The organism is Gluconobacter kondonii, from assembly GCF_002723995.1.
Classification (GTDB): domain Bacteria; phylum Pseudomonadota; class Alphaproteobacteria; order Acetobacterales; family Acetobacteraceae; genus Gluconobacter; species Gluconobacter kondonii.
The window spans coordinates 380,382-405,370 of record NZ_BEWP01000001.1; the positions used below are offsets into that span (position 1 = coordinate 380,382).

The following is a 24,989-nucleotide window of genomic DNA, read 5'->3' on the forward strand; positions in this document are numbered from 1 at the left end:
CCGTTAAGGAGATGCCGGTCAGCAGAAGCAGGGAACTCTGTCTCGGGCTTATTTGCTGGCAGTCGGTTTGGGCTTCGGCAGGTCGAGTGCCAGATGCAGTTCCTTCAGACGGGCAGGTTCGACCGGGGCCGGGGCTTCCATCATCAGGTCTTCGCCGCTCTGGTTGAGCGGGAAGAGAATGACTTCGCGAATGTTTGGCTCATCGGCCAGCAGCATCACGATACGGTCCACGCCCGGTGCGGCGCCACCATGCGGCGGGGCACCGTAACGGAAGGCGTTCAGCATGCCGCCGAAACGCTCTTCCACGACCTCGGGGCCGTAGCCTGCGATTTCGAAAGCACGAAGCATGACTTCCGGCAGATGGTTCCGGATCGCGCCCGAGGAGAGTTCCACGCCGTTGCAGACGATATCGTACTGGTAGGCGTTGATCGTCAGCGGGTCCTGCGTGTTCAGCGCCTCAAGCCCACCCTGCGGCATGGAGAATGGGTTGTGCGAGAAGTCGACCTTCCCGGTTTCCTCGTTCAGCTCGAACATCGGGAAGTCCACGACCCAGCAGAAACGGAACGCGTTCTTCTCGATCAGGTCCAGTTCTGTGGCAACCTTGGTGCGGACAACGCCGGAGAACTTGGCAACTTCGTCACCCTTGCCCGCAGCGAAGAACACGGCGTCTCCGGCCTTGAGGCCACAGGCTTCACGGATACTCTCGACACGCTCGGCCTCAAGGTTCTTGGCAATCGGGCCCTTGCCACCTTCTGCTTCAAAAATGATGTAGCCCAGACCGCCGGCCCCGCTTTCACGCGCCCATGTGTTGAGCTTGTCGAAGAAGCCGCGCGGACGGTCGCCCGCACCCGGAGCCGGAATGGCGCGGATCTGGCCGCCCGAGGCTGCGATCTTGGCGAACAGACCGAAACCGGAATCGCGGAACGCCTCCGTGACGTCCTTGATGATCAGCGGGTTGCGCAGATCCGGCTTGTCGGAGCCGTAATCGCGCATGGAATCGGCATACGGAATGCGCGGGAATGCGCCGTCCGTGATTTTCCAGCCTTCAGGCGTGAACTCGTTGAACACGCCCGCGAGGACGGGTTCGAGCACCGTGAAGACGTCTTCCTGCGTAACGAACGACATCTCGAAATCGAGCTGATAGAACTCGCCGGGGCTGCGGTCCGCGCGTGAGGCTTCGTCGCGAAAGCAGGGTGCAATCTGGAAGTAGCGGTCGAAACCGGCAACCATCGCAAGCTGTTTGAACTGCTGCGGCGCCTGCGGCAGAGCGTAGAACTTGCCCGGATGTAGACGGGCGGGGACGAGGAAGTCCCGCGCGCCTTCGGGGGAAGAAGCTGTCAGGATCGGCGTCTGGAACTCGGTGAAGCCCTGCGCGATCATACGCTGGCGCAAGCTCGTGATGACCTTGCTGCGGAGCAGGATGTTCTGGTGCATCTTGTCACGGCGCAGGTCGATGTAACGGTATTTCAGGCGCAGTTCTTCGGGGTAGTTCTCGTTGCCCGCGACCTGGAATGGGAGAACTTCAGCGCTGGAGCGGACGTCCAGAGCCTCGGCCAGAACTTCGACGTCCCCGGTCGGCAGGTTCGGGTTGCGCTGCGATCCATGACGCACCACGACCTTGCCGGTCACGGTGATGACGCTCTCGACACGCAGGCGCTCGACCTTTTCCAGCAGGTCCGTGCCCGAAGGAATGACGATCTGCGTGACGCCATAATGGTCGCGCAGGTCGATGAACAGCAGGCCGCCGTGATCGCGTTTGCTGTGCACCCAGCCGGAAAGGCGGACGGTCTGCCCGGCGTTCTCTTCACGCAGGGCGCTACAGTCATGGGTGCGGTATGGATGCATGGCGGGCCTCTTCAACGTCCTGTGCGGATAAGTGGGCGCAGGAAGCCGGGACGGCCCTCTGATGTCAAGTTTTCTGCGACCTCAGGGGCGCGTTCAGGCCTTTTCCTTCATGAAACCATCAAAATCGACCGCTGCCCGCGCCATGTCTGCTGCATGCCCTGCCCCGGCCAGCGCAATGGGTTTGCCATCCTTGAGATAGGTCGCGAGGAACCTGAAACCGCGAATATCGCCTTCCAGAGCCACATTGTCGAAGCTCTCGCCCCAGCCCAGAAGCTCGATTTTCTTACCGAACTGCTGCGTCCAGAACCACGGCATCGGAACGTTCGGGGTATCGTGCCCCATCATCGCAAGAGCCGCGATCCGCCCCTGTACCTCGGCATGACGCCAGTGTTCGATTCGCCGTGGCGCACCATCATGAAAGACGGCGGATGCATCGCCGGCCGCATAGACGCCGGGATAGGCTCCGACATCATCGCCCCGCGTTACGCGCATCTGGCCGTTCACAACAATCGCACCGCTTTTGTCCCGCTCCAGCCCCAGAACATAATCCGTGGCCGGGATGACGCCGACGCCGAGAAGCACAAAAGCGGCGGGCAGACGGGTTCCGTCATCCAGTTCCACGCCCGATGCCTTCTCGCCGTCGCTCTCATCGGCATAGATTTTCGTGACCCGCGCGTCCGAGACGAACGCCACACCGTTTTCTTCATGAAGCTGGCGCAGACGAATGCCGATTTCACGCCCGAACTGTTTTTCCATCGGGATTTCGTTATCGGAAACAACCGTCACCCCAACCCCACGCTGGCGCAGGGAGGACGCGGCTTCCAGACCGATGAACCCCGCACCGACGATCGTGACCGCCAGATCGGGGTCGAGAATGGCGGCAATCCGCTCGGCGTCCGCTTCGCGGTGCAGCGTATAGACGCCCTTCATGTCCACGCCCGGAATATCCGGCTTTTTAGTCACGGCGCCCGTGGCGATCAGGACGTGATCGGCTGCCAGTTTTGTCCCGTCCTGCAAGGTTGCGGTGCGGGTCTGCGGGTCGAACTGTGCCACATGGCCGCGGATGCGCGTGATGTCGCGCTCTGTATAGAACTCCTCCTCCCGGACCGGAGGCGCATGGGCCTTTTCGGATTCGCTGACGAGAACGGTTTTGCTCAGGGCCGTGCGGTCATAGGGAAGATCCTTTTCCTCGCTGACCATTGTAATCGTGCCCGCAAAACCTTCCGCCCGAAGCGTCACCGCCGCGCTGACGGCTGCGGCCCCGGCGCCGAGAAGCAGGACGCTGTCGCCTTCCTGCCGTTTCGCAGGGGCCACACGCTGCATTGGTTTCAGCCCGACCAGAACACGTCCATCGACAATCTGGGCGGGGTAACGTTGCAGGGGATCGAGGGCCAGCGGTTCGACGAGGCTTCCATCCGTCGCATCAAAAACCGCCTTGTGCCAGGGGCAGACCAGCACGCTGCCTTTTTCCGTCCGACAGAATGCCCCCTGCTCCAGTGGCGCTTCCTTGTGAGGGCATTTCCCAGCGAAGGCGTGGATTTTCTCGCCGTCGCGAATAAGGACGACCGGCGCTCCGTCCAGCGAAAACGGAGTGATCCTGCCATCTTCAAGCGCATCGAAAGCGGAAAGATCGCGGAAATCGGCATTCGGGGCGGAGTGGGACATTGGATGGAGCCTCCCGGTCGGGTCAGAGGTCAGTCATGAGAGCGAACGCAGCATAAGGCGCCGGGTTGGCAAACATCAAAAAACCCGCCCGGACATAATGGTCCGGGCGGGTTTTTGAAAATGCACTGTCTGACAGAGCCAGTTGACAGGGCCAGATCAGAACATGTCGTCGAATCCGCCGCCGTCACCGCCGCCGAAGTCTCCGCCACCGGAATCGCCACCGCCGAAATCGGAGTTGGAGAAATTGCCGGCATCGGTGCCCGAACCGCCGAAGGGATCTGCGCTCGAAGCGTCACTGCCATAATTGTTGATGATGGTGTCGCCGCCCGTGCCCCAGCCGCCAGCTGCGTCACCGCCGCCGCTGTGATGGTCGGAGAACAGGCCTTCAAGCGCGTTGGCGGCCATCATGCCGCCAGCGACGCCCGCAGCCGTGGTCAGGGCCGAGCCTAAAAAGCCTGAGCCGCCACGCTGGAACATGCCCGGTTGATAGCCCGGCGGATACCCATACTGCTGCTGCGGCATGAAGTTCGGCGGCGGTGCGGCCTGTTGTGCGCCCCAGCCCGGCGGGGGGGCGGATTGCTGCGGACGATTGCCGCCACCGAAGAAACCACCAAAGAGCCCACCCGGCTTGCCGCCGCCGGACTGCTGCGCCTGTGCGAGTTGCTGCTGAGTCTGCTGGAGCTGAAATTCGAGCTGGCGAATGCGGTTCTGCGCCTGCGCAAGCGCTGCTTCCTGCACCACGGCCATCTGGGTGACGCGGTAGCGGGCTTCCGGGTACTGCTGGAAGTTCTCGGCGATGAAGCGGTCCGCTTCGGGGTCGACGGGCGGCAGAGGGGCGGCCGGTGGCTGGCCGGGTCCCGTGACCTGCGGCCCTCCCCCGACACGGGCGACGAAACGGGCGATCAGATCGCGTTCTTCGTTGTTCATCGTCATCATCCTTCCAGATGAAGAAATTGCTGAGCCTCCATCATATGATGCAGCCACGGCCACTCTACAAGATCAACCGCAGAAGGCTCCCTTCCGGTTCCGGGCCTGTGCCTGTAAGGTGGCGCCCGATTTCTGCCAACCGGAGCCTATCGAATTGTCTGCGACCCGGCCGCTCTGTTTTCAGGACCTGATCCTGCGCCTTCATCAATTCTGGTCCGAGAAAGGCTGCGCCATTCTGCAGCCCTACGATACCGAACTCGGAGCGGGCACGCTCTCCCCTCACACCACGCTTCGCGCGCTCGGTCCCAAGCCGTGGGCTGCGGCCTATGTGCAGCCCTGCCGCCGTCCGTCGGATGGTCGTTATGGCGAGAACCCGAACCGTCTTCAGCACTATTATCAGTATCAGGTGCTACTCAAGCCGACGCCGGAAGACAGCCAGCAGCTTCTGCTCGACAGCTATCGCGCCATCGGGATCGACCCCGAACTGCACGATATCCGATTCGTCGAGGATGACTGGGAAAACCCGACCATCGGCGCTTGGGGACTGGGCTGGGAAGTCTGGTGTGACGGGATGGAAGTCTCGCAGTTCACGTATTTCCAACAGGTTGGCGGCATTCCGACCGTCATGCCGTCAACGGAGCTGACCTACGGGCTTGAGCGTCTGGCGATGTATGTCCAGGGCGTCGAGAACGTCTATGACCTCGACTTCAACGGCCGTGGCCTGACTTATGGCGACGTGTTCCTGCGTGCTGAGCAGGATTATTCGCGCCATAATTTCGAGCTTGCCGACACGCAGATGCTGCTGACTCATTTCAACGATGCCGAACGCGAGTCCATGCGTCTGTCCGAGGCTGGCGTGGCCCAGCCCGCTTACGACCAGTGTCTCAAGGCGTCGCATCTGTTCAATCTTCTGGATGCACGCGGCGTGATTTCCGTGTCCGAGCGCGCCTCCTATATCGGGCGCGTCCGTGCGCTTGCCAAAGCCGCCTGCGACGCCTGGCTCGCCGGTGAGGAGACGTCCCATGGCTGAACTCTTTCTCGAACTGTTCAGCGAGGAAATCCCCTCCGGCATGCAGGCCCGCGCGGCGGAAGATCTGGGATCGCTGCTGACCAAGGCGCTTGATGGCCTGAATCCGCGCGATCTGCGGACGTTCTTCGGGGCCCGACGCATCGCGGCGGTTCTAAACATCGATGCCGAAATTCCGGCGCGCAGCGTGTCCGAACGCGGGCCGCGCGAGGGGGCTCCGGAAAAGGCGCTGGAAGGTTTCACCCGCAAGCATGGCGTCACACCAGCGGATCTGACGCTGGAAAACGGCTTCTGGGTTCTGAACAAGTCCCTTGATCCAGTGAGCGCGGAAAGCCGCGTTTCCGAAGCCGTGCCGGATCTGCTGTGGAAGTTTCCTTGGCCCAAATCCATGCGCTGGGGTGCGGGATCGAACTTCACATGGGTGCGTCCACTGCGCCGGATTGCGTGCCTGCTGGACGGGCATGTCGTGCCGTTCCCCCTCGCCCGCGACGGGGATGACGCGCATGGGCTGAAGGCGTCCAACCTCTCCGAAGGCCATCGCTTCCTTGCACCCGGCGCGTTCGAAATCCTGTCCGCCTCGCAGTGGCAGGACGAGCTTGAGACGCGCTCGGTCATCGTGGACATGGACAGCCGCCGCGACATGGTCCGCACCGGCGTGGCGCGCCTGGCGGAGCAGCATGGCATTACGGTTGTGCAGGATGACGGGCTGGTCGATGAAGTCTGCGGGCTGGTCGAATATCCGGTCCCGCTTCTGGGCAAGATCGACGCGGCGTTCATGGATCTGCCTGCCGAAGTGATGCAGGTCTCCATGCGGATCAACCAGCGCTATTTCGCGCTGCGCAATCCGGATGGGAAAGCCGCGCCGTATTTCGCGTTCATCGGCAATCTGCCGTTCAAAGACGGCGGCAAGCTGACTACGGCGGGGAATGAGCGCGTGCTCCGCGCCCGTTTTGCCGATGCGCGGCATTTCTGGGACCTGGACCGCAAGACAAAGCTGGCTGACCGGGTTCCGGCGCTGACGGTGGTGACGTTCCATGCCAAGCTGGGCACGCAGGCCGAGCGCGCGGAGCGGATCTCGAAGCTGGCGGGCACCGTGGCGCAGGCCATGGGGCTGGACGGCGTACAAATTGCGCAAGCTGAGGGCGCGGGTCTGCTGGCCAAGGCGGATCTGACGACCGGGATGGTTGGTGAGTTTCCGGAACTTCAGGGCGTCATGGGCGGCTATTATGCAGCGCATGATGGCGAAGACGAGGCCGTCTCCCGCGCTGTGGCGGAACATTACCTGCCGCGCGGTCAGTCCGACGACACGGCAAAAGCGCCGGTTTCAGTGGCCGTTGCCCTCGCGGACCGGCTGGACCTGCTGGCCGGGTTCTTTGCCATTGGCGAACTGCCGAGCGGGTCGGGCGATCCGTATGCGCTGCGTCGTGCGGCGCTGGGCATCATCCGCACGATCCGTGACAACGGGCTGCGTCTGGACCTGACGGCACTGTTCGCACAGGCCGCCAATGGCCGGACGGGTGACGAACTGGCCAAGCTGCCGGACTTCATGGCGGAGCGTCTGCGCGTGCAACTTCGCAGCGAAGGCGAACGGCATGACGTTCTTGCTGCAATTCTGACGCACGGACTGGACGGCGATCTCGTCCGGCTTCTGGCCAGAACCTCAGCACTGTCGGACATGATCCAGACGGAAGACGGGCGCAACCTACTCGCCGCCGCCAAGCGTGCCGCCAATATTCTGCGCATCGAGGATAAAAAGGACGGCCCGCATACCGGCGCTCCCGATCCTGAACTCTATACGCAGGACGAGGAACGCGCCCTCGCCACAGGTCTGGATCAGGCCGTTCCTGCGATCGAAACAGCCCTCAAAGAAGAGCGTTTCACGGATGCAATGCAGGCGATTGCAACCCTGCGCCCGACGCTGGATCACTTCTTCGAGGCCGTGACGGTCAATGCGCCGGAGCCGGAGGTGCGGGCCAATCGCCTCAAACTGCTGTCCCGCTTCCGCGCTACAACGGCCCTGATTGCCGATTTCGGGCAGATCGAGGGCTGATCTTCAGAGACCGAAGGGCGCGGATGCCCTTCGGTCCCCCTTTCTGTCATCCCAATCCATCGCAATCGTTTTGTTCAACATTTAAGGCTGGATGGCGCATTCGAATTCTGCCATCGCAGATCCTCAGTCTTCGTCGTCTTCCTGACCCGGATCGCGTTCGTTCCGATGCACCCAGGCGGACATGAGCAGGCCAAAGCCAAACATCATCGTCAGCATGGCCGAGCCGCCGTAGGAAATCAGCGGCAGCGGTACACCGCCGACCGGAATCGCGCCCATAACCATCGACAGGTTTACGGCGCAGTACAGGAAAAAATCCATCGCAATGCCCAGACCCAGCAGCCGCCCGAACTGATTGCGGCTGCGGATCGCAATGAGCATTCCGCCCATGACGAGCGTTCCGAGCAGCGCAATGACGGCGATCCCGCCGACGAAGCCCCATTCCTCCCCGATCATGGTGAAGATGAAGTCCGTCTGTTTTTCCGGCAGGAAATTCAGCTGTCCCTGACTGCCATGCAGATATCCCTCACCCCACATGCCACCCGAGCCGAGGGCGATCTTGGACTGGATGATGTTATAACCCGCGCCGAGCGGATCATGTTCGGGGTGCAGAAAGGTGTCGATCCGGGCCTTCTGGTAGTCATGCAGATGGCTGTAGATCAGCTTTCCCATGAACGGCAGCGGCGCCACGAGCAGCAGGATCTGCCACAACCTCATTCCCGCCGCGAAGAACATCGTCGCCCCGATGACGCCGATGATGGTGGCCGTGCCGAGATTGGGTTCCTTGAGCACCAGCAGAACCGGCAGCAATGTCAGGAGCGCAGGCGGGATCAGGCGCAGCGGATTGCCCATCCGCTCGTTGCCAATCCGATGAAACCACGTCGCCAGCATCAGGACGAGGCCGATCTTGGCGAATTCGGAAGGCTGGAACTGCATGCCCGCCAGATTGATCCAGCGTTCCGCTCCCTTCCCCACATGCCCCATCCGCAACACAAGGGCGAGGAGCGTGACCGAGAGCAGATAGACCGGAACCGCCGCCATCCGTAGGATACGCGGGCTGACGAGCGAGACCGCAATCATCATGACAAGGCCGAAGCCGAACCGCACCATCTGCGGCCCGGCGAACGGCTTGGCCGAGCCTCCGCCCGCAGAATAGAGGGCAATATAGCCTACCCCCGCCAGCACACAGACCAGCAGGACATACAACCAGTTGACCTGAAGCAGGCGCGCCATGGGCCTGAAATCAGGCTCGGCACGCAGCAGGCGGCGGTCGGATTTGAGAAAGCCAAACGTGTTCAGGCCGTTGCGTTTCATTGCGTCGCTCCCCGCTCCGGCTGATCGTCTGCAACGGGGCTTTCCGTGGGAGCAGAAGCGCTGGCTTCGGCGGGTGCGGACGGCGTTTGTGCCTCCGCAGGCGGTGGTGGTGGAGCAGCAGGTCGGACATCGCTGGCCGGGTCGCGCAGCAGGGTATCGGTCATGATAAGCTTGGCAAGCGGAGCCGCTTCGTCCGCGCCTGCATTGCCATGTTCCACGATCACCGCGACAGCATATTTCGGGTTATCGTAAGGCGCGAAACAAATAAACAGCGCATGGGGACGATATTCCCACGGCAGGTTCATGGAATTGAAGTGCCCAGATTCTCGCAATGCTCGTGATACATGTCGAACCTGCGCCGAGCCTGTCTTACCGGCCATCTGGATACCCGGCAGATCCAGCCGTGCTTTAGGGGCACTGCCATGCGGTTCATTGACAACCGCAAACATCCCGCCACGCACGACATCCAGAAATTCCGCTGGAAGATCGACCTTTGGCACCGTCTCGTCCGAGGCCATGGCGGAAAGCTGGTCGTTGGTCGCCCGCAGCAGATGCGGCTGAACATTGCGGCCCGAAGCGATGCGGGAGGTATAGGTCGCAAGCTCGAGCGGCGTGACCTGTACAAACCCCTGTCCGATGCCCGCATTGACCGTATCGCCGCCATTCCAGTGAAAGCCATGCTTCTGCCGCCATTCCGGAGTCGGGATCACACCGGAACGGACATGAGGCAATTCAATGTCTGGCCTGACGCCCAGACCCATCGTGTTGCCAACCGCCTTGATCGGGTCCATGCCACAACGACGTGCCACTTCGTAGAAATAGACGTCGCAGGAGAATTTCAGACCCTCGCGCATGTTGATCATGCCGTGGCCCCAGCGGTTCCAGCAATGGAAGCGCACGCCACCCAGATCGTAATATCCGGGGCAGTTGAAACGGTCCTGTGCCGTAACGGAACCGGATTTGAGGGCTGCGAGCGCCACGGCAGGCTTGAAGGTGGAGCCGGGCGGATAAAGACCAGACACGGCCTTGTCCACAAGCGGCGTGCGCGGGTCGCTTGCCCATTCGTTCCACTGCGCGTGACTCACGCCTGAATCGAACAGGGACGGATCGAAAGACGGGGTGCTGACCATCGCCATCACTTCGCCGTTGCGACAATCCATGACGACCGCACTCGCCACACGGTCTTCGAGACGATCAAGCACCTGCTGTTGCAGGACGGAATCCAGCGTCAGGCGCACGTCCTGGCCCTGTTGCCCTTCCACGCGGTCGATCTCGCCAATGACACGGCCGACCGCGTTGACTTCCATCTCCACGGAGCCTGGCTCACCACGCAGGGAGGCTTCCTGCGTCTGCTCGATCCCGGCGCGACCGACGCGCATTCCCGGCAGGGAGAGCGTTGTGTCCTTCGCTACGTCTTCTTCGTTCGGGGGCGCGACATAGCCCACGATATGGGCGGTCAGATCCCTGAACGGATAAAGCCGCGTCGAGCCCACATCGACCAGCACACCCGGCAGAGAGGGCGCGTTGAGTTCGATCCGGGCCATATCGTCCCAGGACAGGAATTCATGCAGCGTGACAGGGACGTATTTATGGACGTGCCGCAGATCGCGCTCGATGCGCGCGCGATCATGCTCATCCAGAGGCACGATCTGGGAAAAACGCTCGATAACGGCCGGGATGTCCGTCGTCTCTTCCGGCATCAAAAGCGCGCGCCAGCTGACCTTGTTGTCTGCAAGAGCCACACCGAAACGGTCATGGACCGTGCCGCGCGCAGGCGCGAGAAGGCGTTTGCTGGTCCGGTTGCGTTCGGCAAGCTGGCGCAGATGCCCGCCATCCACGACCTGAAGATTATACAGCCGCCGCCCGAGCACACCCAGAACCCCGGCCTGCACAGCCATGACCAGCAGAGCGCGGCGCGTGAAAACGCCGCGCCCCGAACGCACAGGCTCAGCCTGACGTTTCTGGCGTATCCGCGAGCGGAAAGGAGTGTTTCGGGAAAACATCAGGGCAGGATTTCAGATCCGGAAAAGAAAACAGCCTTCGACGCGGCACGCAGAAGGACGCTGTCAGGCCTGATCGGGATTGGCAAATGTGCGGCGTCCCCAGACGAACAGCGCGGTCAGGCTGGGATAGATACCGATTGTCAGCGCCGCCTGAAAGAGGCCAGGTGCGGGAGAGAGCAGTGCCACGGCGTGCAGGCACACCAGCGCCCATTGAAAAAAGGAGGCTATTATAGCGAAAATGCTGAAAATCAGCCACCCCATGAGAAATCCCAGACGCGACAGGCCATAGCGCCAGTGATGCGCCACGCCGTAAATCACCAGAAGCGACAGCAGCACTGTTCCCGGCGGCCCGAAGCTGAAAATCTCCACCACCAGTCCACACAGGAAGACTGCCAGCGCCGGCATTGAGCGGGGACGGCTATGGGCCCAGAACCAGACCGTACACATCGCAATTCCGAACTGAAGCTGCGCCTGTCCGGGGATTCCGAACGGCGCGGACAGCAGAATGGCAGAAAACATGATGAACAGAGACGGCATCGCCGCACGGATGGACATGTCGAGCGCGCGGCGGAAAGTCTGTTTGGGTTCGACTGCGGAATGCAGATGGGGGGTCGAGTTCTCGGCAACCATGCGCTTATTGCCCTCCCCGTCCCGGCATATCCGGCAGGTTGGGCAGCCATGAAAATGGCAACGGTCCGGTAAGCGGATTCTGCGGCAGTTTCTTTACCCGCACGCGGCCCGGCGCATCCGGCGCCTGCGAATCGTCATCGCCATAATCAAACACGCGCACGATATCGAGGCGGTCCAGATCCGCATCCGGCACCACAACCGGGCGGTTCGGTGCGCTGTAATGCACCGTGCCGACCGGCAGCCCGGCGGGCATCGTGCTCTGGCCCCGCGTCTCGACGCGCTCGCCTTCAACGGGGTGATGATCCTGCGGATAGAAAATCAGGCGCGGCGCGGCGGTATCGTCACCGGCCATGATCGCATCCCCATGCGAGGAGGCCAGCGTGACGGGAATACGACTGGCATCGTCATTGATCATCAGAACACGGACCGTATGGGGCCCGACTTCCGTCACACGGCCCAGCAATCCGGCGGCATCCAGCGCAACGTCTCCGATCCGGACCTGATGACCACTGCCGACATCCAGCAGAACCGCACGCGAATAGGGACCGCCATCATCGCGGGTGACCCGCCCCGTCACGTACTGGGGAACTGTCTGCGGGATCCAGTGCAGGCTGTTTTTCAGACGACCATTTTCCGCCGCCAGCGCGACCGCGACATCGTACCAGTGTCGTAGGGCGCGGTTTTCGTCCCGAAGACGAGAGTTTTCTTTGGCCAGATCCGTCGCGCCGCGCAGATCCGTCAGCCAGACCATCGCACGTTCCTGCGGCCAGACCAGCCCGTGATAGGCCGGGGCCATGAAATCCGTCGCCATCAGTCGCACGCCGTCAACGGCCGGACGTCGGACCAGCCCCAGAAGGACAAGCCCGACCGCCAGCAGGATCAGGAGAGGCAGGATGGCCTTTGCAAGCACCTGCCGGGCATGGATGGACAGCATCCGGCGTCAGCCAGTCCTCAGTACATGCTGCTCAGAACACTACGCAGACGGCGCATTTCCTCCAGCGCCCGCCCTGTTCCGAGGGCGACGCAGGACAGAGCGTTCTCCGCAACCGTGACCGGCAGGCCCGTATAGAGGCGCAGCACCTCGTCCAGACGATACAGAAGCGCACCACCACCCGAGAGAACGATGCCCTTGTCCACGATATCGGCAGCCAGTTCGGGCGGCGTGTTTTCAAGCGCGGTCGTCACGGCATCGACGATCTGCATCACGGGTTCGGCCAGACTCTCGGCGATCTGGGCCTGACTGACGACCACTTCGCGCGGCACGCCATTAATAAGGTCGCGGCCCTTGATCTCCGTCAGAGGGCCATCAGGGTTGGCAGGATCGTCCGGCATCATGGCGGAGCCGAGTTCGATCTTGATCCGCTCGGCCGAGCTTTCGCCGACCAGAAGGTTATAGGTCTTGCGGATATAGGAGATGATGGCTTCGTCCATCTTATCTCCGCCCACGCGCGCAGAACGAGCATAAACAATGCCGCCGAGGGAAATGACCGCAACTTCGGTCGTGCCACCGCCGATATCCACGATCATGCTGCCCGAAGGCTCCGTGACCGGCAGGCCCGCGCCAATGGCTGCCGCCATGGGCTCCTCGATCAGCATGACCTTGCGTGCGCCCGCGCTCTCCGCACTTTCCTGAATCGCCCGACGCTCGACCGCCGTGGCGCCGGAAGGCACACAGATGATGATCTGCGGGCTGGCGAAAGCGCGGCGGTTGTGAACTTTGCGGATGAAATGCTTGATCATTTCTTCCGCGACTTCAAAGTCCGCAATCACACCATCGCGCAACGGGCGGATGGCCGTGATGTTTCCGGGGGTCCGGCCGACCATCTGCTTGGCTTCATTGCCAACCGCAAGAACCTGTTTCTTGCCACGCACTTCGGCGATCGCCACAACGGAGGGTTCGTCGAGGACAATGCCGCGACCCTTGACATAAACGAGCGTGTTGGCAGTGCCGAGGTCGATGGCCATGTCGGCAGACATGAGACCCAGCAGACGAGAAAACATCCAAAACTCCTGGAGCGGCTCTGTGCGGGTGACAGATAACGGATCGTGATTGCGGGGCGCTTTCCCCGCGGGTGGACTTAACCAGACGCGGCAGGTTCAGCAAGGCCCGGAGAGTCAATATAATGCGCGCGGCGGGACCAGGGCGTCCAGATCCCATTTTTCAGATCCCGTCCGGGGCCATGGAAAAAAATAATCATCCGCCCTGATCCTGCCACCCTTCTGTCACGTTATACGTGTCTAGAAGCACAAAACCGTTCCTTTCGAGCCGATCATCGGATTGAGGACTGGAACGTCAGAACAGGATAATTTGTCATGAAGACCCTCGCAAAACCCCGTTTTCTGGCAGCTTTGGCCCTTTGCGGCGTTGCTCTTACGGGATGTGGCGATCCCTATAACAGCGGCTCCCGTGCCGGGTCCGGCGCCCTGATCGGCGCAGGTGGTGGTGCGGCAATCGGCGCTCTGGCGGGTGGTGGCCGTGGTGCGCTCATCGGTGCGCTGGCTGGCGGCGGCACGGGGGCCGCAGTTGGGGCCGCGACAACGCCCAACCGCCCGCGCAACGGATATTGAGCTATAAGCAACGCTCACTCCGTGAGAGACGATCAAGGATTCGGACTATGAGGACCGCTTTTTCCCATACTGGCCTGCGCTACACGGCGCTGGTCGGAGCATTTGCCACGATCATGGCTCTGGGTGGATGTGAGGGGAACTACAACCCTGGCTCCCGCGCACTGGGAGGCGGCCTTTTAGGCGGCGGAACAGGTGCGGCGATCGGCGCGCTGGCTGGCGGCGGTCGCGGCGCGGCGATCGGCGCTCTGGCAGGCGGTGTTCTGGGTGCCGGTGCAGGTGCGATCACCACACCCAACCGCCCCAGTTCCCAAAGCGGCTATGGCCAGCAACAGGGCTATTACAACAATCAGCAGGGCGCTTACCCGCAACAGCAGGGTCAGTACATGCAGCCGCAGTATCAGTGCCCGCCAAACACGAACTGCCAGCAGCCGCAATATCCTAATGGATATCCGAACAATACCTACCCGCCCAATAGCGGATATTCCCAGCAGGGTGGCTACCAGCAGCAACCCACATCCCAGAGCTATCCGGGCAATTACGGCTACTAAGCCGTAACTCCTCGCCCCATCGGCCTTAGATCATTCTCAGGCCGATAATGGCCAGAAGGATGCCCAGAAACCATCTCTGTGCATCCTCTGGCAGCCGTCCTGCCAGAAGCGTTCCCAGCAGAATGCCGGGAATGGACCCCATCAGCAGTTCCACGAGCACAACGGAATCGACCGCGCCCTGAAGCCAGTGTCCGCCACCGGCCAAAAGCGCCAGCGGGACGGCATGTGCGATGTCCGTCGCCACAAGTTCGCGCGTACTGACACGTGGATAAAGCACCGTCAGCGCGGCCATGCCGATTGCCCCTGCCCCGACGGATGACAGCGTGACCAGCGTTCCGAGAACGACACCCAGAACGATCGTCAGCACATCAACCGTCTGCGGACGCAGCGTACCGGCATTGGCAGACCATTTCTGAAGCCACGGCTTGAACAGAATGGCAGGCACCGTCAGCAGGAGTGCTACGCCCAGCACTTCGGTGATGAGTTTCGAGATGAACGGGCTCGGACCGTAGTGACGCAGGAAGATAAGACACAGCAGACCGGCCGGAAGACTTCCCGCCATCTGAAGAAGAACGATCCTCCATCGTACAACACCGTGATGGCGATTGAGCGCCGTCCCGAAGATCTTGGTGATGGCCGCATAAAGCAGATCGGTGCCGACCGCCGATTGCGGTTTGACGCCGAAAAGCAGGATCAGCAGAGGGGTCATCAGGGACCCACCACCCACGCCGGTCATTCCAACCAGAAAGCCTACCAGCAGTCCTGAAAGCGTATAGAGCCATGAATGCGGCATGAGGGTTCCTTGTCCGGCCAGATAAGAAAACCATACCGATCGTGTTATATTTGTCCACTGCTTATATAAACTATATTATATAGTTGATACGTGTAACAGACAAAAAAACGGGCATGCAGAGATCCTCTGCATGCCCGGTGACTGAAGCCGAACCGTTTCGGTTGGATCAGGACAGAGCTTCCGGCTCCCGACGCTCGCGCTTGGTCAGGAGCTTGTTCAGTGCATGAATATAAGCACGGACAGCGGACACCACCGTATCGGCATCAGCCCCCTGTCCGTCCACGAGCTTGCCGTTTTCCTGCAAACGCACGGTCGTGCGCGCCTGAGCATCCGTGCCTTCCGTGACGTTCGCCACCGAGAACAGAGCCAATTCAGCCGTATGCGGGAACGCTTCACCAATGGCGCGGAAAGCGGCATCAACCGGACCGTTGCCGCTGACCGCAGCATACTGAATGGCGCCATCAACGCTGATTTCGAGCTTGGCCTGAGACTTCTGCTTCGTCCCAGAAGCCAGTTCCAGCGAGATCAGATGGACCCGCTCATGATCGCGGCTCTCATCATCGACAAGGGCGCGGATATCGTCGTCGAACACGACTTTCTTGCTGTCAGCCAGCCCCTTGAAACGCGCAAAAGCAGCGTTCAGAGCCTCGTCTTCCAGCGGCGGGTAGCCGAGCTGCGCCAGCTTGTCACGGAACGCCGCGCGGCCGGAATGCTTGCCCATGACCAGCGAGGTCTTGTTCCAACCCACGCTCTCCGGCGTCATGATTTCGTAGGTCGCGGCGTTTTTCAGGATTCCGTCCTGATGGATGCCGCTTTCATGCGCGAACGCATTGCGCCCGACGATGGCCTTGTTCGGCTGCACGTCAAAGCCCGTGATCGTCGCCAGCATACGCGACATGCCCAGCAGCTTCGTCGTCTCGATGCCGGTCACCTTGCCATACTGATCGTGACGGGTCCGCAGGGCCATGACGATTTCTTCAAGCGCGGCATTGCCTGCGCGTTCGCCGATGCCGTTGATCGTGCATTCGATCTGACGCGCCCCGCCCTCGACGGAGGCCAGCGTGTTGGCAACGCCGAGGCCCAGATCGTTATGGTTATGGGCGGAGAAAATCACCTGATCCGCACCCGGCACACGCTCGCGCAGCATGGTGAAGATCGCGCGCATTTCTTCCGGCGTGGCGAAGCCGACCGTATCGGGAATATTGATCGTGTTCGCGCCATTGCGGATCGCCATTTCTACACAGCGACACAGGAAGTCGGGATCGGTCCGCGAACCATCCTCGGCAGACCATTCTACGTCATCCGTGTACTGGCGCGCCTTCTGGTTGCCGGACGCGATGATGTCCAGAACAGTTTCCGGCTCCATCCGCAGCTTATATTTCATGTGCAGCGGAGACGTGGAAATGAAGTTATGAATACGCGGACGCTCGGCCTTCTTCAGCGCCTCGCCACAGGATTCAATATCCCGCTTGCCACCACTGCGGGCCAGACCGCAGATCACCGAACCACGAACGTCCTCGGCAATCCGGCGCACGCTCTCGAAATCGCCTTCGGACGCCACGGGGAACCCGGCCTCGATCACGTCAACGCCCAGAGCGCTGAGCGCATGAGCCATGCGGAGCTTCTCTTCGAGGTTCATCGAAAAGCCGGGGGACTGTTCGCCGTCGCGCAGCGTGGTGTCGAAAATGATGACGCGGTCGTCGGCGATGGTGCCGAAGGACGGGTGATGGAAAGTCATGATTGTGATCGTCTCGTCTGGTTCAGGGTGGCTTTCGGTCTGTTATCCCCTGAACGCAACGGAGCGCTGTCCGCCTAGGATAAGGCGTTCAGGGGCCGATAAGTCGAAGCGAGAGGATCGAAAGAAACGTCATGGCTGCGTTAAATGACCGATTCTTGCGCCATGCGCAACCCGCATGATCATAAAGTCTCCCCCGCGCACAAAGCGGGTCAGCCCGTCATGACGCCGGAATGCGTTGCGAAATAACGGTCTATGGCGGTTTTCATGGCACTGGCGACCTGTGTGCGATGCACCGCCTGACGCAGGGCGGCCTCATCCAACCGGTTGGACATGAACCCCATCTCGACCAGAACCGATGGAATCTCGGAAGATTTCAAAACCACGAACGCCGCATGACGTGACGGATGGGTCAGCAGTCCGATCCTGTTCCGGAACGAATTAACCACACTGGCCGCCATATGCGCCGACCCCCGCCGCGTTTCTTCCGAGACGAGGCTCGCGAGAATCTGCTGCACATCGGGCGACATCCCATGAAAGGCCGGTCCGGCAAAGCGATCGGCACTGTTCTCCGTCCGTGCAAGGGATGCTGTCTGCGCGTCCGACGCCCCGCCTGAAAGTGTATAGACGCTCGCGCCCCGCACATCCCTGTCATGCAGGGCATCGGCATGCATGGAAATAAAGAGATGCGCCTGATGCCGTTGCGCCAGTTCGACACGTCCTTCAAGCGGAATGAACCGGTCTTCGGAACGTGTCATGGCAACACGGTACTGACCCGAAGCCAGAAGCTGGCGGCTCAGTTCGGAAGCTGCGGCTTCGGCAATATGCTTTTCATAGGTACCGGAAACCCCGATGGCGCCAGGGTCTTTGCCGCCATGTCCGGGGTCTAGCATCACGAGAGGTTTCGGGGGCGGAGCCCCACGATGCACAGCGGGAGCGTGCAGCTTTGCGTGATCCGGGTGACGTCCGAAGGCTGTCAGAGGCGTCAGCAGAGACACTCCCGAAAGACCGCCGAAAGCCAATATGCGTCGCGTCAGCATCCCTTGTTTCCCGGTTGCAGCGGTGAATGACGAAACAACCATACAGCACGAAACCCTGTCAGGAACATGGCAGAAGACTTCTGCCGACATCGCCGCCCGCAGAAATGAAAAATGCTGCCTCTACCCCGGACTTGCCACAGACAGCAGTTTCGGTCATCCTGCACGACAGGGACCTGTAAAGCGCGGTCCGACCGGATACGGGCCTTAACCTTTCCCGTTCCGCTCCCGCCTTTTCCTGTCCCCGCCACGACGTCCCGTCGTTTGACAGATGCGCGACTAGCCTTCCGCACCCTGTCCTGACCGGATCGAACTGGTGATATGTCACTCCGGTACAGGCCAGACGCCCGTCCGGATCAGGTTTTTCATCCGGCTCCAGATTTCTGGACCGGCCGTCTGTTCAGGGGACGAATGTCACTCAACGTGCTCGCAGCCAGCAACCTCAGCGAAACGGGACCCAACATGTCCCGTCGCTGTGCGTTCGGACTGCGCCGTTCCCCCCACCCCACACAATCTGACGCTCCCCCCGGCCCAGGCAGCCATTGCGGAGCGTCGTGGAGTTCAGTGTTCCATGACCAAGCGTATGCTCATCGACACCACGCACGCGGAAGAAACGCGTGTTGTGGTCATGGATGGTGACCGCGTCGAAGATTACGACGTCGAGACATCGACCAAGAAGCAGCTCAAGGGCAATATCTATCTTGCCAAGGTCATTCGCGTAGAGCCGAGCCTTCAGGCCGCTTTCGTCGAATATGGCGGCAACCGCCACGGCTTCCTTGCCTTCAGCGAAATCCACCCGGACTATTTCCAGATTCCTGTCGCAGATCGCGAAAAGCTCATTGCGCTTCAGGAAGAGGAAATTGCCGAACGCGGTGATGCCGAAGATGGAGCCGACAACGAAACGGTTTCCGAAGACGCTTCCGAAAGCGAAGACGGTGACAACCACGACCGTCGTGCCCCCGAAACTGTTGGTGGCGAGCATGATACGGGCGAGGAAAGCGCATCATCACGTCGCACGGCCCGCTTCCTGCGTAACTACAAGATTCAGGAAGTCATCCGTCGCCGTCAGGTGCTGCTGGTGCAGGTCGTCAAGGAAGAACGTGGCAACAAGGGCGCGGCCCTGACGACATACATCTCCCTTGCCGGTCGCTATTGTGTCCTGATGCCAAACGCCCTGCGTGGTGGTGGCGTCTCGCGTAAAATCACATCCGATGCAGACCGCCGCCGTCTGCGCGACGTGATTGCAGAGCTGGACCTGCCGAAGTCCATGGCGATGATCGTCCGCACGGCTGGTGCCGGACGCCCGGCGCAGGAAGTGACGCGCGACTGCGAATATCTGCTCCAACTCTGGGATGATATCCGCTCCCACGCCCTGTCCTCGGTCGCGCCGACGCTGGTTTATGAGGAAGCAAGCCTCATCAAGCGCGTGATCCGCGATCTGTTTTCCAAGGACATCGAAGACATCCTCGTGGATGGCGAAGCGGCTTGGAAGAGCGCGCGTGAGTTCATGCGCCTGCTGATGCCGAGCAACGCCAACAAGGTGAAGCTGTGGCAGAACCGCGGCCAGAGCCTGTTTGCGCGCTATAATGTCGAACACCATCTGGACGCGATGTTCTCGCCGACCGCTCGCCTGCCTTCGGGCGGCTATCTGGTCATCAACCAGACCGAAGCGCTCGTCGCCATCGACGTGAACTCCGGCAAGTCCACCTCGCAGCGCAACATCGAGGAAACGGCCCTGCGTACGAACCTCGAAGCCGCCGAGGAAGTGGGCCGCCAGCTGCGTCTGCGCGATCTGGCTGGTCTGGTCGTGATCGACTTCATCGACATGGAAAGCCGCCGCCACAACGCACAGGTGGAAAAGCGCCTCAAGGAAGCGCTGCGCTCCGATCGTGCGCGCATTCAGGTCGGGCATATTTCCCATTTCGGTCTGCTGGAGATGTCTCGCCAGCGCCTGCGTCCGTCCATTGCGGAATCCGTCCTCACACCCTGCCCGCACTGTCAGGGCACCGGCTTCATCCGCGGGACGGAAAGCTCGGCCCTGCACGTGTTGCGCGCCATTGACGAAGAGGGCGCACGCCAGCGTTCAGCCGAAATCGAAGTTTATATCGGCTCCGAGATCGCGCTTTATATTCTCAACCACAAGCGCTCGTGGCTCGCGGATATCGAACGCCATCATCGCATGCACGTCGTCTTCCGCACGGAAGAAAACCTTGCAGCGGCAGATATGCGGATCGAACGTCTGAAAGCCCAGATCCCGGCTCCGGCACAGGCCCGTGCTCCGGAACGGACGGAACGCACCATCGAGCGTGCGCCAGAAAGCGTGCGCACGATCGAAATCATCGAAGAACAGGCTCCGATCGCCCTGCGGACGGAAACCCCGGTCGTCGATGCAGAAATCATCGAAGATGTTGTGTCGTCGGAAGGTCACGAAGACAGCAACGATGGCCGTCGCCGCCGTCGCCGTCGCCGTCGTGGCGGTCGTCGCGAGCATAACGGAGACATCGCAGCGGAGGCACCGCAGGACCATATCGTCCATGCGCCCGAAGAACGTGAGACCCCGGTTGCGGACAGTGCCGACGAAAACGGCATCATTCCGGGCCGCCGTCGCACCCGCTTCAAGCGCGTCGTCAAGGAGACCGAAGGCTCTGAGGCCCCGCATGCCGAGCCGGTAGCCGAAGCCCGCGACGTGGCACCCCGGCGTCCTGCTCCCGCAGCGCGTCCTGCCGCACCGGCGCCCGTCGTCCGCAACCCGCGCCGCTGGGAAGAGCGCGAGGAGCGTCCCGTCCCGCATCGCTATACAGGCCCCACGCCTGCCGATCCGTTCGGCGGCAGCTTCGACATCTTCGACGTGATCGAACAGGCCGAATTTGAAGGGACGACACAGGCCCTTCAGACCGGGATCAGCCTCCCTGCGGATGTTGTGATCGAGCATACTCCGGCTGTCGAAACGGTCGTTGTCGTGGAAGAGCCCGCAGCCGAAGCTCCAGTAGCGGAAGCGCCGGCCACGGAAGACGCTCCGAAGCCCCGCCGTGGTCGCGGACGTCGCCCGGCCCGTGCCAAGGCGGTGGATGCCGCTCCTGCCGAGACGGTTGTGGAAGCCCCTGCGGCAGACGTCGCTCCAACTCCGGTGGTTGCGGAAGAACCCGCAGCCGAAGAGGCTCCCAAGCCCCGCCGGACCCGTGCCCGTCGCGCTCCGAAGGCTATTGCCGCTGAAGAACAGGCTGAGCCCGCTGCGGAAATCGTGGCAGCTCCGGTAGACGTCGCAGCGGAAGAGCCTGCCAAGCCGAAGCGTGGCCGGCCCCGTCGCACGCCGAAGGCCGCTGCTGTTGAGGCGCCTGCCGAGGATGGAAACATTTTTCAGCCGGTGAATATTGATGAAGTCGCTCCGGCGAAGCGTCGTGCAGGATGGTGGAAGCGCTGACACGTCAGCACTTTCCACGCCCATGAAAAAGGCCGGTCAGGATTTCCTGACCGGCCTTTTTCTTTGATACTGAATGAAGGGGTGACCTGCTTCAGCGGCAGACGCTCTGCGCCCCGGTTGCCGCGATGTAAGTGCCGGTCAGCGGCTGGAAACAGGCATTGCGCGGACAGGAACTCGTGCTGGCCAGACTTTGCGGATACAGCGCCGCGCCAGCCTGCGCCTGTTCCTGAAGCGCTGATCCGCAGAGCGGCGTGTTCAGCGGCGCGGAGGGGTCATTGAACAGCTTCTTCTTGCCGTCTTCAGGCGCTTCTTCCACCAGACCCGGCGCAAAATCCTGCGGTGGGATCCGGGCCTGCGTCGCCGGGGCGGCAGGGCGCGCGGGGGCCGTGGGCTGCTCGGCGCAGGCTGCAAGCAGTGGCAGGGCAACGAGACTCAACCAGAACGAACGCATGCAGACTCCGGATCGCAGATCAGATGGATGAAAAAATCAAAGCCCAAGATCGCCCTGCGGCGACAGGCTGTCCAGTCTTGCGCCACGATCTCCATCCACGAAAGACAGAACGACGCGATCGGCAACAGGTCGGGCTTCCGCACTCGTAACAGGCTGTCCGTTCATATCCTGCACGAGCACATAGCCGCGACTGAGAATGGCGCGGGGCGAGACGGCTTCCAGATGGCTACCCACCCCCTGAAGGCGGGCTTGTTGAAGCCGGATGGCGCTTCTGAGAACGTCCGGCGACAGGCGCTGACGTTCGGTGCGCAAATGGAAGGTCTGGAGCGACCGCTGCCATGAGGCGTCCAGACCGCCGGACACCATCTGCAAGGCGGCACGCCGACGTTCGATCAGTAACTCGGGGTTCGGCAGATGGGTAGTGGGGGCGTTCAGGCGAGCTCGGGCACGGCTGACGAGAAGTTCTGGCGCGGGCAGACGCAGGGCCTGCAAACGCGCTTGGCTACGTCCGATCAGAAGCTCCGGCGACGGCAGATGCATGCCCGGCGCATCAAGCCGATGCCGGACGCGCATGACGAAGGACGGCAATGCCAGATCGAGCCGCTGGCCGCGATCCTCCAGACGCATTCGAGCGGAATCCAGCAACCCAGGCAGGTCGGGCAGACGGGCGGCGGCCTGATCCAACCGCGCTCGGGCCGTCTGGATGATGCGGGTCAGCGCACCTGTCAGACGCGCATTCCGGTGCGCCATGTCCGCGACCATTTCCGAGCGCAGCGGCACGGCCATCTCGGCGGCGGCGGTCGGTGTCGGCGCGCGACGATCCGAAACAAGGTCAATCAGTGTCGTGTCGGTTTCATGCCCGACTGCGGAAATGATAGGAACGGGACAGACCGCAACGGCGCGAAGGACGCGCTCGTCGTTGAACGCCATCAGGTCTTCAAGAGAGCCACCGCCGCGCGCAACGATCAGCACATCCGGAGTGCGCGGACGGCGGACGGACATGCCCTCGATGGCGGCGGCAATCTGAGCCGCTGCGCCTTCGCCCTGTACCGGAACCGGCCAGAGCAGAACATCGCGTGGAAAGCGGCGGCTGATCGTCGTGATGATATCGTGCAACACCGCACCGGAGCGCGATGTAACGACGCCTACGAGAGACGGCAGGAACGGTATGGCCTTCTTGCGCTCGGGGTCGAACAGTCCTTCTTCGAGCAGTTTGCGGCGCAGGCGCTCGATATTGGCGAGAAGCGCCCCCTCGCCCGCAAACTCCATGCGGTCGATGACGAGCTGATAGCTAGAGCGCTCGCCATAGGCCGAGACGCGCCCGGTCGCGATGACCTCGTTGCCGTTCTCGGGAGCCATGCCGAGGCGCGAGACACTCCCCCGCCAGATCACACCCGCGATCTTGCCGCCTTCATCTTTAAGCGACAGGTAGATATGCCCGGACGGATAGCGCTTGAGTTCCGTGATCTCGCCACGTACGCGGACACGTCCGAATCCGCTCTCCAGAGTGCGTTTGATCGCCCCGGAAATCTCAGAAACCGAATATTGCGGTACATTCCCGCGGATCGACGCGCCATCACTCTCCATCATGGCGTCAGTCTATGCTACGCACGCCCTCAAACGAAGCCCATGAGTGCAGAATAAAGGATAAGCGGAATGCGCGTTTTGCTGGTCGGTTCCGGAGGGCGCGAACATGCCCTGGCTACATGTCTTGCGCGCTCGCCGAGCCTGACCGCTCTTTATGCGGCGCCGGGCAATCCCGGCATGGCGTCCGTTGCAACGCTCGTTCCGCTGAAAGCCGATGACGTTCCGGGGCTGGTCCGGTTCGCGCAGGAACAGAAGATCGACCTGATTGTCCCCGGCCCGGAAGCACCGCTGGTGGCGGGACTGGCGGATGCCTGTGCCGAAGCGGGCATTCCCTGTGCTGGCCCGACGAAAGCCGCGGCCCTGCTGGAGGGCAGCAAAGCGTTCACGAAGGACGTGGCCGATGCGGCTGGTATTCCGACCGCGCGCTGGGAGCGCTTTGAAGACGAGGCTCCGGCCATCGAGTTCGTGCGTCGTCGCGGAGCGCCCATCGTCATCAAGGCGGATGGTCTGGCCGGGGGTAAGGGCGTCGTCGTAGCACAGAGCGTGGACGAGGCTGAAAACGCCATCCGCACGCTCGGCATGCCTCTCGTGATCGAGGAATGTCTGGTGGGCGAAGAAGTCTCGCTTTTCGCATTCTGCTCGGACGACAAGGCGGTTCTGATCGGTGCGGCCCGCGATCACAAGCGCCTCGGCGATGGTGATACCGGCCCGAACACGGGCGGCATGGGGGCGATTTCGCCTCCTCCGGCTTTCGGACGCGAGATGCAGGAAAAGGCGCTCGACATCATGGTGCGCCCGATGCTGGCCGAGATGGTCCGTCGTGGTACGCCATTCCGGGGAGTGATCTTTGCCGGGTTGATGCTGACGACCGAAGGGCCGAAGCTGATCGAATATAACGTCCGTTTTGGCGACCCCGAAGCACAGGCCCTGCTGATCCGCCTGCAATCAGACCTGCTGCCGATCCTTGCCGCATTGGCGCAGGGCAATCTGGAACATGCCGCCGCCGAGTTCTCGGACGAACATTCGATCTCTCTGGTTCTGGCCGCCAACGGCTATCCGGATGCCCCGAAAAAGGGTGGTCGGATCAGCGGAATCGAGCGCGCAGAAGCCGTTCCGGGCGTTTCGGTTTTCCATGCTGGGACGAAGCTGGCGGATGGCGTTCTGGTTGCGGATGGCGGCCGTGTCCTGACGGTCTGCGCGAAGGCCGAAACCCCGGAAGACGCCCGCAAGCTGGCCTATGAAGGGGCATCCGCAATCCAGTGGGACGACAAGATTTTCCGCAACGATATCGGGCTGTAACCCATAGACTGTTCCAGAAGATCTATTGCGAAACCGACGCCATTTACTCAAAGCTCGCACCTGAAATGGATCAGCAGGCGCTCGGTTCTCGC

19 protein-coding genes are annotated in these 24,989 nt (G+C 61.8%); 6 read left to right on the plus strand and 13 right to left on the minus strand.

Features of this window, described 5'->3' with window-relative positions; all coding sequences use genetic code 11:
• Window positions 1-48: 48 nt before the first annotated feature.
• From aspS to GKO01_RS01770, 3 genes are all read right to left on the minus strand, one after another.
• On the minus strand, window positions 49-1,845 hold the full coding sequence (gene aspS / locus GKO01_RS01760; RefSeq protein WP_099285415.1) for an aspartate--tRNA ligase: 1,797 nt from the start codon (window positions 1,843-1,845) through the stop codon (window positions 49-51).
• A gap of 93 nt (window positions 1,846-1,938) precedes the next feature.
• Entirely contained in the window at window positions 1,939-3,510 is a 1,572-nt protein-coding gene (locus GKO01_RS01765) for an FAD-dependent oxidoreductase (protein WP_099285416.1), read from the minus strand.
• A 156-nt stretch (window positions 3,511-3,666) separates the two neighbouring features.
• Window positions 3,667-4,437 carry a DUF2076 domain-containing protein gene (locus GKO01_RS01770; RefSeq protein WP_099285573.1) on the minus strand — a complete coding sequence of 257 codons (771 nt, stop codon included), beginning with the start codon at window positions 4,435-4,437 and terminating at the stop codon, window positions 3,667-3,669.
• Between the two features lie 154 nt (window positions 4,438-4,591).
• Between GKO01_RS01770 and GKO01_RS01775 the strand changes: the two genes are divergently transcribed.
• Together GKO01_RS01775 and glyS are read left to right on the plus strand one after the other, a co-directional pair.
• Window positions 4,592-5,467 carry a glycine--tRNA ligase subunit alpha gene (locus GKO01_RS01775; protein WP_099285417.1) on the plus strand — a complete coding sequence of 292 codons (876 nt, stop codon included), beginning with the start codon at window positions 4,592-4,594 and terminating at the stop codon, window positions 5,465-5,467.
• Window positions 5,460-7,514, plus strand: coding sequence for a glycine--tRNA ligase subunit beta (gene glyS, locus GKO01_RS01780; RefSeq protein WP_099285418.1), 2,055 nt, complete (start codon window positions 5,460-5,462; stop codon window positions 7,512-7,514). Before GKO01_RS01775 ends, glyS begins: the two co-directional genes overlap by 8 nt.
• 123 nt (window positions 7,515-7,637) lie before the next feature.
• Here glyS and rodA read toward each other — a convergent pair whose 3' ends face one another.
• From rodA to GKO01_RS01805, 5 genes are all read right to left on the minus strand, one after another.
• Window positions 7,638-8,825: a rod shape-determining protein RodA gene (gene rodA / locus GKO01_RS01785; protein ID WP_099285419.1), complete on the minus strand. Its 1,188-nt coding sequence runs from the start codon at window positions 8,823-8,825 to the stop codon at window positions 7,638-7,640.
• Window positions 8,822-10,828, minus strand: a complete 2,007-nt coding sequence (gene mrdA / locus GKO01_RS01790) for a penicillin-binding protein 2 (RefSeq protein WP_099285420.1) — start codon at window positions 10,826-10,828, stop codon at window positions 8,822-8,824. The genes rodA and mrdA overlap by 4 nt, the downstream gene beginning before the upstream one ends.
• A gap of 63 nt (window positions 10,829-10,891) precedes the next feature.
• The gene (locus GKO01_RS01795; protein WP_099285421.1) at window positions 10,892-11,458 is read right to left on the minus strand and encodes a hypothetical protein; all 567 of its coding nucleotides are present in this window, start codon (window positions 11,456-11,458) and stop codon (window positions 10,892-10,894) included.
• A 4-nt stretch (window positions 11,459-11,462) separates the two neighbouring features.
• Window positions 11,463-12,392, minus strand: coding sequence for a rod shape-determining protein MreC (mreC, locus tag GKO01_RS01800; RefSeq protein WP_099285422.1), 930 nt, complete (start codon window positions 12,390-12,392; stop codon window positions 11,463-11,465).
• 17 nt (window positions 12,393-12,409) lie between these two features.
• Entirely contained in the window at window positions 12,410-13,459 is a 1,050-nt protein-coding gene (locus tag GKO01_RS01805) for a rod shape-determining protein (protein ID WP_062033912.1), read from the minus strand.
• A gap of 312 nt (window positions 13,460-13,771) precedes the next feature.
• Here GKO01_RS01805 and GKO01_RS01810 point away from each other — a divergent pair, with 312 nt between their 5' ends.
• A complete protein-coding gene (locus tag GKO01_RS01810; RefSeq protein ID WP_099285423.1) occupies window positions 13,772-14,026 on the plus strand; it encodes a YMGG-like glycine zipper-containing protein in 255 nt (84 codons plus the stop codon).
• A 47-nt stretch (window positions 14,027-14,073) separates the two neighbouring features.
• Window positions 14,074-14,574: a hypothetical protein gene (locus GKO01_RS01815; protein ID WP_099285424.1), complete on the plus strand. Its 501-nt coding sequence runs from the start codon at window positions 14,074-14,076 to the stop codon at window positions 14,572-14,574.
• A gap of 25 nt (window positions 14,575-14,599) precedes the next feature.
• Here the strand turns inward: GKO01_RS01815 and GKO01_RS01820 are convergent, their stop codons facing one another.
• The 3 genes from GKO01_RS01820 to GKO01_RS01830 all read right to left on the minus strand — a co-directional run bounded on the left by GKO01_RS01820 (window position 14,600) and on the right by GKO01_RS01830 (window position 18,142).
• Window positions 14,600-15,367 carry a sulfite exporter TauE/SafE family protein gene (locus GKO01_RS01820; RefSeq protein WP_099285425.1) on the minus strand — a complete coding sequence of 256 codons (768 nt, stop codon included), beginning with the start codon at window positions 15,365-15,367 and terminating at the stop codon, window positions 14,600-14,602.
• Between the two features lie 166 nt (window positions 15,368-15,533).
• Window positions 15,534-17,105, minus strand: a complete 1,572-nt coding sequence (locus GKO01_RS01825) for a 2-isopropylmalate synthase (protein WP_099285426.1) — start codon at window positions 17,103-17,105, stop codon at window positions 15,534-15,536.
• A 209-nt stretch (window positions 17,106-17,314) separates the two neighbouring features.
• Complete coding sequence (locus tag GKO01_RS01830) at window positions 17,315-18,142, minus strand: N-acetylmuramoyl-L-alanine amidase family protein (RefSeq protein ID WP_099285574.1); 828 nt, start codon at window positions 18,140-18,142, stop codon at window positions 17,315-17,317.
• 568 nt (window positions 18,143-18,710) lie between these two features.
• On the opposite strand from GKO01_RS01830, the gene GKO01_RS01835 reads away from it, so the two are divergent.
• A complete protein-coding gene (locus tag GKO01_RS01835; RefSeq protein WP_099285427.1) occupies window positions 18,711-21,560 on the plus strand; it encodes an Rne/Rng family ribonuclease in 2,850 nt (949 codons plus the stop codon).
• A 91-nt stretch (window positions 21,561-21,651) separates the two neighbouring features.
• Here the strand turns inward: GKO01_RS01835 and GKO01_RS01840 are convergent, their stop codons facing one another.
• Window positions 21,652-22,011 (minus strand): hypothetical protein, encoded by a 360-nt coding sequence (locus tag GKO01_RS01840; protein WP_099285428.1) that lies wholly within the window; start codon window positions 22,009-22,011, stop codon window positions 21,652-21,654.
• A gap of 36 nt (window positions 22,012-22,047) precedes the next feature.
• The gene (gene xseA, locus GKO01_RS01845) at window positions 22,048-23,601 is read right to left on the minus strand and encodes an exodeoxyribonuclease VII large subunit (RefSeq protein ID WP_099285429.1); all 1,554 of its coding nucleotides are present in this window, start codon (window positions 23,599-23,601) and stop codon (window positions 22,048-22,050) included.
• Window positions 23,602-23,667: 66 nt separating this feature from the next.
• On the opposite strand from xseA, the gene purD reads away from it, so the two are divergent.
• The gene (gene purD / locus GKO01_RS01850) at window positions 23,668-24,897 is read left to right on the plus strand and encodes a phosphoribosylamine--glycine ligase (protein WP_099285430.1); all 1,230 of its coding nucleotides are present in this window, start codon (window positions 23,668-23,670) and stop codon (window positions 24,895-24,897) included.
• Window positions 24,898-24,989: the final 92 nt, after the last annotated feature.

Coding starts and splice junctions, on each gene's coding strand:
- mrdA (WP_099285420.1), bottom strand. CDS start 10,828: ATGTTTTCCCGAAACACTCCTTTCCGCTCGCGGATACGCCAGAAACGT.
- GKO01_RS01820 (WP_099285425.1), bottom strand. CDS start 15,367: ATGCCGCATTCATGGCTCTATACGCTTTCAGGACTGCTGGTAGGCTTT.
- rodA (WP_099285419.1), bottom strand. CDS start 8,825: ATGAAACGCAACGGCCTGAACACGTTTGGCTTTCTCAAATCCGACCGC.
- xseA (WP_099285429.1), bottom strand. CDS start 23,601: ATGATGGAGAGTGATGGCGCGTCGATCCGCGGGAATGTACCGCAATAT.
- GKO01_RS01840 (WP_099285428.1), bottom strand. CDS start 22,011: ATGCGTTCGTTCTGGTTGAGTCTCGTTGCCCTGCCACTGCTTGCAGCC.
- mreC (WP_099285422.1), bottom strand. CDS start 12,392: ATGCTGTCCATCCATGCCCGGCAGGTGCTTGCAAAGGCCATCCTGCCT.
- GKO01_RS01810 (WP_099285423.1), top strand. CDS start 13,772: ATGAAGACCCTCGCAAAACCCCGTTTTCTGGCAGCTTTGGCCCTTTGC.
- GKO01_RS01830 (WP_099285574.1), bottom strand. CDS start 18,142: ATGCTGACGCGACGCATATTGGCTTTCGGCGGTCTTTCGGGAGTGTCT.
- GKO01_RS01765 (WP_099285416.1), bottom strand. CDS start 3,510: ATGTCCCACTCCGCCCCGAATGCCGATTTCCGCGATCTTTCCGCTTTC.
- GKO01_RS01805 (WP_062033912.1), bottom strand. CDS start 13,459: ATGTTTTCTCGTCTGCTGGGTCTCATGTCTGCCGACATGGCCATCGAC.
- purD (WP_099285430.1), top strand. CDS start 23,668: ATGCGCGTTTTGCTGGTCGGTTCCGGAGGGCGCGAACATGCCCTGGCT.
- GKO01_RS01795 (WP_099285421.1), bottom strand. CDS start 11,458: ATGGTTGCCGAGAACTCGACCCCCCATCTGCATTCCGCAGTCGAACCC.
- GKO01_RS01815 (WP_099285424.1), top strand. CDS start 14,074: ATGAGGACCGCTTTTTCCCATACTGGCCTGCGCTACACGGCGCTGGTC.
- glyS (WP_099285418.1), top strand. CDS start 5,460: ATGGCTGAACTCTTTCTCGAACTGTTCAGCGAGGAAATCCCCTCCGGC.
- aspS (WP_099285415.1), bottom strand. CDS start 1,845: ATGCATCCATACCGCACCCATGACTGTAGCGCCCTGCGTGAAGAGAAC.
- GKO01_RS01835 (WP_099285427.1), top strand. CDS start 18,711: ATGACCAAGCGTATGCTCATCGACACCACGCACGCGGAAGAAACGCGT.
- GKO01_RS01770 (WP_099285573.1), bottom strand. CDS start 4,437: ATGAACAACGAAGAACGCGATCTGATCGCCCGTTTCGTCGCCCGTGTC.
- GKO01_RS01825 (WP_099285426.1), bottom strand. CDS start 17,105: ATGACTTTCCATCACCCGTCCTTCGGCACCATCGCCGACGACCGCGTC.